Annotated in this window: 9 protein-coding genes; 3 read left to right on the top strand and 6 right to left on the bottom strand. The window is 65.5% G+C overall.

Features of this window, described 5'->3' with window-relative positions; translation table 11 throughout:
* Positions 1-151: 151 nt before the first annotated feature.
* Positions 152-1,813: an energy-dependent translational throttle protein EttA gene (gene ettA / locus XaplCFBP3123_RS14055; protein ID WP_104534617.1), complete on the top strand. Its 1,662-nt coding sequence runs from the start codon at positions 152-154 to the stop codon at positions 1,811-1,813.
* A 63-nt stretch (positions 1,814-1,876) separates the two neighbouring features.
* Here ettA and def read toward each other — a convergent pair whose 3' ends face one another.
* Entirely contained in the window at positions 1,877-2,392 is a 516-nt protein-coding gene (gene def, locus XaplCFBP3123_RS14050) for a peptide deformylase (protein ID WP_104534616.1), read from the bottom strand.
* Between the two features lie 948 nt (positions 2,393-3,340).
* On the opposite strand from def, the gene XaplCFBP3123_RS14045 reads away from it, so the two are divergent.
* Both XaplCFBP3123_RS14045 and XaplCFBP3123_RS14040 read left to right on the top strand, forming a co-directional pair.
* The gene (locus XaplCFBP3123_RS14045; RefSeq protein ID WP_104534615.1) at positions 3,341-3,754 is read left to right on the top strand and encodes a post-PEP-CTERM-1 domain-containing protein; all 414 of its coding nucleotides are present in this window, start codon (positions 3,341-3,343) and stop codon (positions 3,752-3,754) included.
* Positions 3,747-5,405 (top strand): PA domain-containing protein, encoded by a 1,659-nt coding sequence (locus tag XaplCFBP3123_RS14040; protein ID WP_104534614.1) that lies wholly within the window; start codon positions 3,747-3,749, stop codon positions 5,403-5,405. The genes XaplCFBP3123_RS14045 and XaplCFBP3123_RS14040 overlap by 8 nt, the downstream gene beginning before the upstream one ends.
* 238 nt (positions 5,406-5,643) lie before the next feature.
* Here the strand turns inward: XaplCFBP3123_RS14040 and pncB are convergent, their stop codons facing one another.
* From pncB to XaplCFBP3123_RS14015, 5 genes are all read right to left on the bottom strand, one after another.
* Positions 5,644-6,840 carry a nicotinate phosphoribosyltransferase gene (gene pncB, locus XaplCFBP3123_RS14035; RefSeq protein WP_104534613.1) on the bottom strand — a complete coding sequence of 399 codons (1,197 nt, stop codon included), beginning with the start codon at positions 6,838-6,840 and terminating at the stop codon, positions 5,644-5,646.
* Between the two features lie 166 nt (positions 6,841-7,006).
* The gene (locus tag XaplCFBP3123_RS14030; RefSeq protein ID WP_104534612.1) at positions 7,007-7,975 is read right to left on the bottom strand and encodes a glycoside hydrolase family 113; all 969 of its coding nucleotides are present in this window, start codon (positions 7,973-7,975) and stop codon (positions 7,007-7,009) included.
* Positions 7,957-9,252 carry a hypothetical protein gene (locus XaplCFBP3123_RS14025; protein WP_172453289.1) on the bottom strand — a complete coding sequence of 432 codons (1,296 nt, stop codon included), beginning with the start codon at positions 9,250-9,252 and terminating at the stop codon, positions 7,957-7,959. The genes XaplCFBP3123_RS14030 and XaplCFBP3123_RS14025 overlap by 19 nt, the downstream gene beginning before the upstream one ends.
* Positions 9,253-9,301: 49 nt before the next feature.
* Positions 9,302-11,209: a glycosyltransferase family 2 protein gene (locus tag XaplCFBP3123_RS14020; RefSeq protein ID WP_104534610.1), complete on the bottom strand. Its 1,908-nt coding sequence runs from the start codon at positions 11,207-11,209 to the stop codon at positions 9,302-9,304.
* 13 nt (positions 11,210-11,222) lie between these two features.
* Positions 11,223-12,245, bottom strand: a complete 1,023-nt coding sequence (locus XaplCFBP3123_RS14015) for a hypothetical protein (protein ID WP_172453273.1) — start codon at positions 12,243-12,245, stop codon at positions 11,223-11,225.
* Positions 12,246-12,306: the final 61 nt, after the last annotated feature.

Raw genomic sequence — 12,306 nt, 5'->3', positions numbered from 1 at the left:
TACGAAAACGCCCATTCAGGTGGAAGGTAGGCTGCCGTTTAGCTACTGCCGCGCCGCCGCGGGTCAAGCCGGTTGCCCGTATAATCGGCGCAATCCCTTTTCCGCTGCCTCCGGCCTCGGCCGGCGGGCTGCCTGCGTCCACGGAGCACCCATGTCGCAATACATCTACACCATGAACCGCGTCAGCAAGGTGGTCCCGCCCAAGCGGCAGATCATCAAGGACATCTCGCTGAGCTTTTTCCCGGGCGCCAAGATCGGCCTGCTGGGCCTGAACGGCGCCGGCAAGTCCACGGTGCTGAAGATCATGGCCGGCGTGGATACCGATTTCGAGGGCGAAGCCCGTCCGCAGGCCGGCATCAAGGTCGGCTACCTGGCGCAGGAACCGCAGCTCAACCCCGAGCACAGCGTGCGTGAGGCGGTCGAGGAGGGCGTGGGCGACGTGCTGCAGGCGCAGGCCGCGCTGGATGCGGTCTACCTGGCCTATGCCGAGGAAGGCGCCGATTTCGACGCCCTGGCCAAGGAACAGGAACGCCTGGAAGCGATCCTGGCCGCCGGCGATGCGCACACCCTGGAAAACCAGCTGGACGTGGCCGCCGATGCGCTGCGTCTGCCGCCGTGGGACGCGGTGGTCGGCAAGCTGTCCGGTGGCGAAAAGCGCCGCGTGGCGCTATGCCGCCTGCTGCTGCAGAAGCCGGACATGCTGCTGCTCGACGAACCGACCAACCATCTGGACGCCGAGTCGGTGGAATGGCTGGAGCAGTTCCTGGCGCGCTACACCGGCACCGTGGTGGCGGTCACGCATGATCGCTACTTCCTCGACAACGCCGCCGAGTGGATCCTGGAACTGGATCGCGGCCGCGGCATTCCGTGGAAGGGCAACTACACCGACTGGCTGACCCAGAAGGACGAGCGCCTCAAGCAGGAAGACAACCAGGAAAAGTCGCGTCAGAAGGCGATCCAGAAGGAACTGGAATGGTCGCGCCAGAATGCCAAGGGCGGCCGTACCAAGGGCAAGGCGCGTCTGGCCCGTCTGGAAGAACTGCAGTCGGTGGACTACCAGCGCCGCAACGAGACCAATGAAATCTTCATCCCGCCGGGCGAGCGCCTGGGCAATGCGGTGATGGAGTTCAAGAACGTCTCCAAGAAGTTCGGCGACCGCCTGCTGATCGACAATCTGTCGATGATCGTGCCGCCCGGCGCCATCGTCGGCATCATCGGCCCCAACGGTGCCGGCAAGTCGACCCTGTTCAAGATGATCACCGGCGCGGAGAAGCCCGATTCCGGCGAGATCGTGGTCGGCCCGACCGTGCAGCTGTCGTACGTGGACCAGAGCCGCGACAAGCTGGAAGGCAACCACAACGTGTTCCAGGAAATCGCGGGCGGCCTGGACATCCTCAACATCAACGGCGTGGAGATCCAGTCGCGCGCCTACATCGGCCGCTTCAACTTCAAGGGCCAGGACCAGCAGAAGATGGTCGGCTCGCTGTCCGGTGGTGAGCGTGGCCGTCTGCACATGGCCAAGACCCTGCTGCAGGGCGGCAACGTGCTGCTGCTCGACGAACCGTCCAACGACCTGGACATCGAGACCCTGCGTGCGCTGGAAGATGCGTTGCTGGAATTCCCGGGCAACACCTTCGTGATCTCGCATGATCGCTGGTTCCTGGATCGCATCGCCACGCACATCCTGTCGTTCGAAGGCGACTCGCACGTGGAGTTCTTTCAGGGCAACTACCGCGAGTACGAAGAAGACAAGCGCCGCCGCATGGGCGATGACGCAGGTCCCAAACGTCTGCGCTTCAAGGCGCTGAAGTAAGCACGACAAGGGCGCCGCAAGGCGCCCTTGTGACATGCGGGTGCAGCTGCGGCACCCGATGGATTACAGGTCGTAGGACAGCACGTCTTCGAAGCCGAAGGTGTCGAAGTTCTCGATCCGCGAGGGATACAGACGGCCGACCAGATGGTCGTATTCGTGCTGCACCACGCGTGCGTGGAAGCCTTCGGCCTCGCGCTCGATGGGGCTGCCGTCCGGCGCAACGCCGCGGTAGCGAATGAAGCGATAGCGCGGAATGACGGCGCGCAGGCCGGGAATGGACAGACACCCTTCCCAGCCGTTTTCCATCTCCTCCGACAGCGGTTCGATCTGTGCATTCGCCAACGCGGTGCGCGGCACCGCCGGCGCGTCGGGATAGCGTTCGCTGGCTTCGAAGCCGAACACCATCAGCTGCAGATCCACCGCGATCTGCGGTGCGGCCAGACCGACGCCGTGCGCATCGTCCATCGTCTCGAACATGTCGGCCACCAGCGCGCGCAGCTCGGCGCTGCCCAGGTTGCTCACCGGTGGCGCCACGCGCAGCAGACGCTTGTCGCCCATGCGGATAATCTCGCGAATCATCTAGCTGCTCCCGGGAAACGTTGCGGCGATTTTAGGACCTGTGCGGTAGGTGTAGGTGAGGTTCGGGATTGGGAATTGGGAATTGGGAATTGGGAATTGGGAGTCGGGAACGAGGATTAGGGATCAGGGATTGGTAGCTGGGGCGTCAGGTGGCGCTGCTTGGCGTTTCGCATCTTGATCTGAGATGACTGCGCTTGATGTGGGTTGACTGCGTGTTTCGGGTATCTGTCTATCAGTAGGTCTACCCGAGTCCTGCACTCAACCTCCACCAGACTTCGCACGGACCCTCATCCGCCCCTGCGGGGCACCTTCTCCCGAAGGGAGAAGGGAAATGTCCGTACGCACCTTGGCCGACGCGGGATGAAGCCCCTCTCCCCTCGGGAGAGGGGTTGGAGTGAGGGTACGGAGCGAAGCCAGGTGTACCCGAACCCTGCGCTCAAACCCCACCAGACTTCGCACGTACCCTCATCCGCCCCTGCAGGCAACTTCTCCCGAGGGGAGAGGGGAAATGTCCGTACGCACCTTGGCCGACGCGGGATGAGGCCCCTCTCCCCTCGGGAGAGGGGTTGGGGTGAGGGTACGGAGCGAAGCCAGGTGTACCCGAACCCTGCGCTCAAACCCCACCAGACTTCGCACGTACCCTCATCCGCCCCTGCGGGCCCCTTCTCCCGCAGGGAGAAGGGAGGCTTCCGGCCCAGCTGGCTCGCGCTGAAAAACTGGCCGACCCCGGTGCCGACCGCCGCTGTACTTCCCCGAAACTACCCGACGCAAGTTCACCGGCAACTGCTTCAGGCCCTCGCTTCGCACTCGGCGGCCTATCCGTCAGAAGATTGACACACGTTACGGATTCATGATTCAGTCATAAACAGACCGAAACGGAAGGATTCCCCCGATGCCGATGTCTGCACGGCGTCCCTTTTCCCTGCTGGACTCAAGGAAACCCCAACGATGATGAGCTTTCTGAAGCCCGGATGGATGCTGTCCGGTGTGTTGTGTGTCGTCTGCCTGCCGGCCTTGGCCGTGGCGCAGGAGACTGCAAGCAGCAGTTCCAAGGTCGGTATCGATCCCGTTACCGGCAAGCTGCGCCCGCTGACCGACGCCGAGAGCGCAGCGCTGGATCAGCAGGCGGCGTCGGCCGCCCGCAGCAGCGCTGCCGGCACCGCGGTGCCGCAGACCGAATCTGCCGCACGCGCGACCGAGCGACGCCTGCCCAACGGCACCGTGGCGCGCAAGTTGCCGGCCACGCAGATGAGCTCGCTGATGGCGACCCGCCAGGCCGATGGCCGCATCGTCATCGAGCACACCGACGACGCCGCTACACAACCCGCCCACGCCGAGCAGGGAGCGCTGCCGCATGAATAAGCCCTTGTTGCTGTTGTCCCTGGCCGTGGCTGCCGCCATCGCGCCGCTGCATGCCAGCGCCGCCAACGTTACGCTGATCAATGGCGATGCCGGCACCAGCGTCGGCTTGAACGACCCCACCACTGCTGCGCCATTGGGCGGCAACCCGGGGCGCTCGGTCGGCGAGCAGCGTCGCATCGCCTACCAGTACGCAATGGACCTGTGGGGCGCGGTGCTGCAGAGCAACGTCGAGATCAAGGTGTATGCCTCGTTCGCGCGGCTGACCTGTACCGCCACCGGCGGCACGCTGGGCCAGGCCGGCCCGAACTGGATCGTCAACGACTTTCCCGGTTCCAAGCCCAATACGCTGTATCCGTCCGCGCTGGGCGATGCGATCGCCGGGCAGGATCTGGTCCCCGATCCCAGCGATCCGGCCGACGTGTTCTCGCAATTCAACGGCGATCTGGGCAAGGCCGACTGCCTGGCCGGCTCGGGCTGGTACCTGGGTCTGGACGGCAAGACGCCCGAAGGCCAGATCAATTTCCTCAACGTGGTGATGCATGAGATCGGCCACGGCCTGGGCGCGGCGGGCTTCCTCAACAAGACCACCGGCGTGCTCGGCTCGGGCAGCGGCCTGACCGACGTCTACACCGCGCAGGCCTTCGACAACGTGCAGAACAAGCGCTTCGACGATCCGGCCATGACCAACGCGCTGCGTGCCGAAGCGATGCGCACGCCGGGCCGTACGGTGTGGGCCGGCACGCGCGTCAACCGCGAGGCGGCGCTGATCCTGGATCCGCGCACCTTGTTGCAGGTAAGCGCACCGGCCAGCGCGGCGGGCAAGTTCGAGGTGGGCTTTGCCAGCTTCGGACCGCTGGCCACGGCGGCCAATTTCCCGGCGCGCGCGGTCGTGACGGTCGATGACGGGGTGGCGGCCGCATCGGCCAGCGATGGCTGCGAAACGCCATTCGTCAATGCGGCCGAGGTGGCCGGCAAGGTGGCGCTGATCGACCGCGGCACCTGCGCGTTCGCGATCAAGGTCAAGAACGCGCAGCTCAATGGTGCGGTGGGCGTGATCGTGGCCAATAACGCGGCCGGCGTGCAGACGATGGGCAATGCCGCACCGCCGATCACCGACATCACCATCCCGGCGATCATGGTGTCGCAGACCGATGGCGCGCGACTGAAGGGCGGCACCGGAGTGGTCGCGGCGTTGTACGAAGACCCCGATCTGTTGCAGGGCACCGACACCGCGGGCCGTACGCGGCTGTACGCGCCAAGCGTGGTGGCCGGCGGTTCGACGTTCTCGCACTTCGATACCGACCTGCAGCCCAACGCGTTGATGGAACCGTTCGATACGCCCGAAGTGCAGGCGCATCTGAACGTCGACCTGACCCCGGCGCTGTTTGCCGATATCGGCTGGACGCTCAATCGCGGGCTGGCCAAGTTGGGCAACTGCAATACGCTGGTGCCGACGCTGGAGACCGGCGGTCTGATTCCCGGCGCGAACATCTCGGCCGAAAACAGCCTGTGCAAGACGCAGAACGCCGGTAACCGTCTGGGCTACCTGACCTGCATGGACGAGCACGCGCGCGAGTTGCAGAACCAGGGAGCGATCAGCCGCATTCAACAGGCAGCGGTGTTCGTCTGCGCCACCAAGGTGCGCCCGTAGGCCGCTAGATTCACTGCGTGTGATGCGAGCGGCGCCGACAGGCGCCGTTCGTTTATCTGCAATCACCCTGTTCAACGCAAACGGAGCGGCTGCCTGCCAATGCAGGCGTCGCGATTGCGCTTCAGCGTCTGCCATTCCCGCACGGAGCCCGCTCCACCTGCGATTGAGCGATGCACCGCACTGTTGCTGCTGTCTGCTGAGAGCGGCAACGATTTCTCGATGCGCCGCGCCGCGTCAGTCACTGCCGCGCGAGATCCACCGCTTCCGGCACCGGCGGCAGGCCGAACACATCGCGCAAATAGCGCAGGTAACCGGCGTCCTCGCACATGCTCTTGCCCGGCGAGTCGCTGAGCTTGGCCACCGGCTGCCCATTGCAGCGGACCATCTTGATCACGATCTGCAGCGGTGTCGGCCCCAGGTCGTTGGTGAGGCTGGTGCCTACGCCGAACGCCAGCCGGCAGCGCGTGTGGAAGTGCGCGTACAGCCGCATCACCTTGTCGATGTTGAGGCCATCGCTGAACACAAGCACCTTGGTCGCGGGGTCGATGCGGTGTGCCTGCAGGTGGGCGATGACACGCTCGCCCCATTCGAACGGGTCGCCCGAATCATGGCGCATGCCGTCGAACAGCTTGCAGAAATACAGGTCGAAGTCGCGCAGGAACGCGTCCAGCCCGACCACATCGGACAGGGCGATGCCCAGATCGCCGCGGTACTCGCGCGCCCACGACTCCAGCGCGGCCACCTGCGAATCGCGCAACCGCGGCCCCAGTGCCTGGAACGCCTGCAGGTACTCGTGCGCCATCGTGCCCAGCGGGGTCAGGCCGTAATGCTTGGCGAAGTACACATTGCTGGTGCCGACGAACTGCGCGCCCAGGCCATCGCGCAGCAACGGCAGCAACTCGCCCTGCCAGTGCCGCGAATAGCGCCGCCGGGTGCCGTAGTCGGCGATCTTGCAGCCGGCCGGCATGCTGCGCAGGCTGCTCACCTTCTCGCGCAGGCGGCTGCGGCCTTCTTCGTAATCCGGCTTGGAGGTGTTGCGGAACCACACCTCGTTGACGATCGCCAGCAACGGCACTTCGAACAGGATGGTATGCAGCCACGGGCCGCGGATGGTCAGCTCGATCTCACCCGGGTGGGTGGTCGATGCCGACAGCTGCAGGTATTTGCGGTCCATATGGAACAGCGCCAGGAAGTCGGCGAAATCCGGCTTGATGAAGCGCAGGCCACGCAGATAGGCCACCTCGTCCTCGTGCAGCCGCAGCCGGCACAGCGCATCGATCTCGCGCGAGATCTCGTCGATGAACTGGGCCAGATCCACGCCGGGCGTGCGGCATTTGAAGCGGTACTCGACCTGCGCGGCCGGATGCTGATGCAGCACCGCCTGCATCATGGTGAATTTGTACAGGTCGGTGTCGAGCAGCGAATGGATGATCATGCTGCCGGATTATGCCCGCAGCGGCGGTCGCGCTGCGTGCAAACCGTTCCGACGCCCCGGGAGGCGGCGCGCTGCACAACGACAGTGCGCTTGGCGATTTCCCTTGGCGATTCACCCCAGCAATTGCGCTCGGCAGTTGCTCTTGGAGTTTGCCAAGCGCGATCGCTCAGCGCGCCAGCACCTGCTGCGCCGGTTTGCCCTGCACGGTGAAGTCGCTGTCGCCCGGGCCACCGGCCTTGGGGTCGGTGTACCAGCACCACAGCGCGATGCCTTCCACGCCGTGTGCCTGCAACACCTTGCGCCACTGCTGCAACACCTGCAGTTGCAGGCGGGTGTCGACGGCGGCAGCGCGTTGCTCCGGGCTCTCCCAAGGCGCGGCAAGACTGCCGCGCGCAGAACGCAGGCCCAGCTCCGCCACCCACACCGGCTTGCCCACGCGCTGGCCCAGTTGCTGCAGGCGCTGCGCAGCGGCGTTCATCTCGGCCGTGCGCATTGCGGCCGCTTCGGACAGACGCGGATACAGGCTGGTGCCCACCGCATCGAACAACGACCAGTAGCGGAAGCTCTCGGCGTGCTCCATGCCGTCGGCCACGTACAGCAGCTTGCCGCGATAGACCTTGCGCACTTCCGCCACCAGGCCGGGCCACTGCGGCGCGTCCTGCAGCTTGCGCAGTTCGGTGCCGATCACCAGCGCTTCGGCGTGCTCGTCTTCGGCCAGTCTGGCCAACGGCAGCAACGCGTTCTGATAGGCGGCAAACCAGGCTGCCTGGTCGGTGGGCGCGGTGTCGCCGGCCCAATGGCCGGGAATCCACACGTGCACCTTGAGCGTGGCCTGCAGGCCGGCGTGGTGGCTCTGCCGCAACGCGGCGCGCATGGCCTCCACGCTGCTGTCGCTGCCCAATACCGGGTCGTTCGACTGCGGGTTGTCCTGCCACACAAACGCCACCAGCAGCGCCTTGCTGGCACCGGTCTTGGCCAGCGCGTCCAGCGACTGCCCCGCCGCCTCGCTTTGCCACGGCGCATTGGCCGAGACCTTGACGTTGGCGCCCATCCACGTCGATGCATCCGCGTTGCAGCCGTTGGCCAGCATGCACGCCCCGACCAGCAACGCGGTGCTCAGAACGCGTTTGAACATGCGGCGGATGCCTCGCTGGTGGACGCCGTCGTGGTGCGCGCGCAGTCCATTGCACCGATGGCAGCAGTGTTCTTGCCCGGCTGCACCATTGCAGCAGTGGCAGCCTCAGCGGGCGTGGTGGCACCGGCAGCGCCCTGCGTTGGCGCGGCCACGTCCGCGGCAGTCGCTGCGGTGGGCTGTAACTGCACAGCGTCCGCTGCCGGCGTCGCCGTGCCACTGGTCGGCAACGACACCGGCGCGGTCATGACCACCGCATCGCCCTGCAGCAGGGATTGCGCATCGGCAGGCGCCGCACGCATCCAGCTGCCCCAACCCTGCGGCTGTACCCAGGCCGCACCAATCAGGCCCAGCAGCAGCAGGCCGGCGGCCTGACTGCGCTGATCGGCATGCAGTGCGCGCAGCAGCAACGCTGCCGGCACCCACAGCAGCAGCAGGGCGTCGAACCCCGCCCAGCCGAAGGCGAACGACAACGCCGCCGCGCAGATCACGGTGCCGGCACTGGCCACCACGCCGCGCGTGAGCGCGCTGCTGCGGCTGCGGGCCAGCAACGCCAGGACCGGGAAGCAGACCACCGCCGCCACGCCCCAACGCACGGCCGACGACCAGCCTTGCGCATGCTCGGCCAGCGGCAACGGCAACGGATGCGCTCCCTGCCCGATGCTGGACAGCGTCGGCCACGGTGCGTTGAACACGGTCAGATTGACGTAGGCCCACATGCCGACCAGAAACGCGAATGGCAGATAGCACACCAGGTAGAACGAGCCCGGCGCCTTGCGCAGCATCTGCGGCGGCATCACCAGCAGCAGCCACGGCGCCACCATCGTCGACAGCGCCAGGGTCTGCAGATCCAGGCACAACAGGATGCACAACCAGCCTGCGATGCGCAGATAGGTGAAGGCTTCCACCGGCGTCTGCAGGCGGCGCAAGGTACGGCACAAGCCGTAGAACGCCAACAGGCCCACCGCCTGGCTTCCGCCTGCGGCGATCGGCAGCAGGAACAGCGGGTTGCAGCCCACCAGCACCGTCAATCCACTGGCCCAGCCGCGTCCGAACACGCCGGCCAGATCGCGCCACAGCAGCGACAGGAACAGCGCGTTGGCGGCGACCGCCAGGAACGGCCAGACCTGGAATGGCAGATTCCAGCTGTCCAGCCCCAGATTGATCGCCCACGACAATAGGCCGGTTGCCGGCAAGCCGGCTGCTGGTGCGATTGCCGGTACGGCGAAGCCGACCGACTGCAGCAGCAACGGCTGGCTCAGCAGCGACAGGGCCACCACGGCAACCAGAAACGCCGGCAGCCCGCTGTGACGACGCGAAACCGCCGACTCACTCTTCGAGTGCGGCGCGGCGCTCGTTTTCCGAATGCTTGCTGATGCCATGAGTGGTCTTCTCCCAATAGAACGGATTGTGGATCAGCTGCCAGAGGCCCTTGTAAGCGGCGATCGACTGCAGCGCCCAATAGAACGGCACCGTCAGCGCGTAGGGCGCCAGCTTGAAGTAGTCGCGTTTGAACGCAGCCACCAGCGTGATGTAGATGAAGAACGCATTGGCCAACAACAGATTGACCAGCGAAATGGTGGCCAGCCACGGCGGGAAGAAACGCTCGAACGCGCTTGTCCCTGTCACTGCCCAGACCACATACAGCGCCCACAGCACCGGCACGCCCAACGCGGTGAAGAAACCGCCGCCGATGAAGAACTGAAAGCCCCAGAAGCCCTTGAACCCGGTGCTGCGATACAGATGCACCGGATCGCGCATGTGCACCAGCCAGGTCTGCATATAGCCCTTGAGCCAGCGCGAGCGCTGCCGGATCCAGTTGGGAATGCTGACGTTGGCTTCTTCGAACGTGGTGGAATTGACCACGTTGACGCGGTAGCCGTTCTGGATCAGCCGCACGCCCAGGTCGGCGTCTTCGGTGACGTTGTACGGGTCCCACGCGCGCACCTGGCGCAACACATCCAGACGGAAATGGTTGGAGGTGCCGCCCAACGGAATCGGGATGCGCAGGTATTCCAGCGCCGGCAGGTAGAAGTCGAACCAGAGCGTGTACTCCAGCGTGAACATCCGCGTCAGCCAGTTTTCGTCGGCGTTGTAGTAGTTCAACCGCGCCTGGATGCACACCACATCCTTTTCGGCCTTGCGGAACGCCGCCACCACGCGCTTGAGCTGATCCGGCTCGGGCTTGTCTTCGGCGTCGTAGATGGTGAGCAATTCGCCGCGTGCAAAATGCAGCGCGTAGTTGCAGGCCTTGGGCTTGGTCTTGGGCTGCGACGGCGGCACCCGGATGATTTCGAAGAACGCTTCCAGGCCGAGCTTCTTGGCGGCCTCGATGGTGTCGAAATCGTCCGCTTCCAGCACCAGCTTCACGTCGAGCTTGCTGATCGGGTAATCCAGCTTGCGCAGCGCGTTGGCCAGGATCGGCAGGACTTCCGGCTCCTTGTACATCGGCACCAGTACGGTATAGACCGGCAGGTCGTCATCGCGCAGCGCGGCCACTTCGTCCTCGGTGACCTTGATGTCGATGCGGTGGCGCGAGCCGAACCACACCAGCAACAGCTTCAGTCCGAAGGTCGCCAGAAAGCCCAGCGCCACCAGCACGTTGACGGTGATCAAGGCCGGCACCGGGAACAGCACCATCGCGATCACCAGCACCGCGGCGATCGCCCACAGCGTGAACTTCTGTCCGCGCGTCACCACCTGGCGTGCCGAATAGGTCGGCGTATGCGAGGCGAGCAGGTTCAGCGCGTTGTCGGTGAGCTGCTCGTCGGCGTAGCGCTGCAGGCTCCAGATGATGTCGAACTTGGCGGTGCCGACAAACCGCACGTCTTCGCCGTAGTGCGCACGCGCCCAGGCGAACACCGCCGGGTCGGGATCGGCCACGGCCAGCACCAGCACGCCGTCTTCGCGACGCCACGGCAGCAACAGACGCTGCGCGTAACTTTCCAGATCGCCGGGGGTGAGCAGTTCCGGATCCGGCGGCTGCTGCACCAGATCGATGAACTCAAGGCCGAAGTGCGCGGCGACGATGGCGTAGAACCGCTGTGCCGGTACGCCGCGCTGGGCCAGGATCACATCGCCCAGACGCGAGTTCCAGCGTTGCTGCAACGCCAGCGCCGAGCGCAGCTGTTCGTCGGTGATGACGCCTGCCGTGACCAGCGCCCGACCCAACAGACCGCGTTCGCGGCCGATGTCCGGTGCCCGTCCCAGCGCTTCCATTTCGCAGGTGACCGTCATTGTCGTGGCGTCCTTAGAACCGCCACCAGGCAGCCACGAATGGCCCGCCTGCGGCGCCGGTGTTACGGCCCATCACTGGCTGCTGATACCCCACCTGCCACTGGCTGCCACCCGGCGCGGTGTACAGCGTGGACAGCTGCAGCTTGGTGAGGTCGTAATTGGTGCCGGTGGCGACGAAGCCGGAATCGCCAGGTGTCGAGCCGACGACAAACGCGTCGTTACGCCCGTTACCCAGCCCCTGGATCACGTTGACTTCGCCGAGCAGCAACCAGCTCGGGGTCAGGCTCAGACCGCTGGACGCATCCACCCGCAGTTCGTCGGAGGCCGCACTGCCGCGCAGGCGCACCGCGCCACCCAGATCGACATAGCCGTTGCGCCCGCCAAGCGTGTAACCACGTCCGCGGCTGTAACGCAGCTCCAGGCCATAGTCGCCGAGACCGAGCGCCGGGTCGCGTCCAGGATTGTTCGGGTGATAGGTCTTGCTACGACCATAGGCCGGGATGCTGACCAGGGCCTGCACCGAACTGCGCCAGACGTCGTCGGCGGCGCTTGGCAGTGCGTAGCGCAGGCCGATTTCCTGATCGGCAAAGCCGGTCGTGCTGCGGCGTGCCCGCCCGGGCATACCGTTCACCGGTTCGTCGTTGTTGAAACCGACTTCGGTGAAATAGAAATTGCCGATCACGCTCAGCGCATCGCTCAGACCATGCTCGACATACACGTTGAGCTGGTCTTGGCGGCTGCGTCCGTTGTTGCCGAAATCGCCACGGTGATGGGCATCGTCGAACCAGCCGGTGCCATCGCTATGCAGCGCCTTGACGATCACCAGGGTGTCGCCCTGCGGCTGGGTCCAGGCGCCTGCCACGGCCGTGTCCGGCAACGCAGCCATCAGGCAGCCCAGCGCGAGCGCCGACAGCGCGGCCACCGGCAAGCGGCGAGTGATGGAAGCAAGAAAAGTGGGCGGGACAACCGGGCCGGACTGCAGCGCGACGGCGCACGGCTGACGCGCCCGCAATTGCGGGTCGTTCTGTAAGGACATTTGCACGATTCCTGATGGGGGACCCGGAAGGGACAGGAAGCTAGTGATCGATCACACTTCG

It is taken from the genome of Xanthomonas arboricola pv. populi (assembly GCF_002939945.1).
GTDB lineage: Bacteria > Pseudomonadota > Gammaproteobacteria > Xanthomonadales > Xanthomonadaceae > Xanthomonas > Xanthomonas arboricola_A.
Note: the sequence above shows the minus strand (reverse complement) of the source record. Positions and strands in the feature narration are given on the sequence as shown.

Coding starts and splice junctions, on each gene's coding strand:
- ettA (WP_104534617.1), top strand. CDS start 152: ATGTCGCAATACATCTACACCATGAACCGCGTCAGCAAGGTGGTCCCG.
- XaplCFBP3123_RS14040 (WP_104534614.1), top strand. CDS start 3,747: ATGAATAAGCCCTTGTTGCTGTTGTCCCTGGCCGTGGCTGCCGCCATC.
- XaplCFBP3123_RS14030 (WP_104534612.1), bottom strand. CDS start 7,975: ATGTTCAAACGCGTTCTGAGCACCGCGTTGCTGGTCGGGGCGTGCATG.
- XaplCFBP3123_RS14020 (WP_104534610.1), bottom strand. CDS start 11,209: ATGACGGTCACCTGCGAAATGGAAGCGCTGGGACGGGCACCGGACATC.
- pncB (WP_104534613.1), bottom strand. CDS start 6,840: ATGATCATCCATTCGCTGCTCGACACCGACCTGTACAAATTCACCATG.
- XaplCFBP3123_RS14045 (WP_104534615.1), top strand. CDS start 3,341: ATGATGAGCTTTCTGAAGCCCGGATGGATGCTGTCCGGTGTGTTGTGT.
- XaplCFBP3123_RS14015 (WP_172453273.1), bottom strand. CDS start 12,245: ATGTCCTTACAGAACGACCCGCAATTGCGGGCGCGTCAGCCGTGCGCC.
- def (WP_104534616.1), bottom strand. CDS start 2,392: ATGATTCGCGAGATTATCCGCATGGGCGACAAGCGTCTGCTGCGCGTG.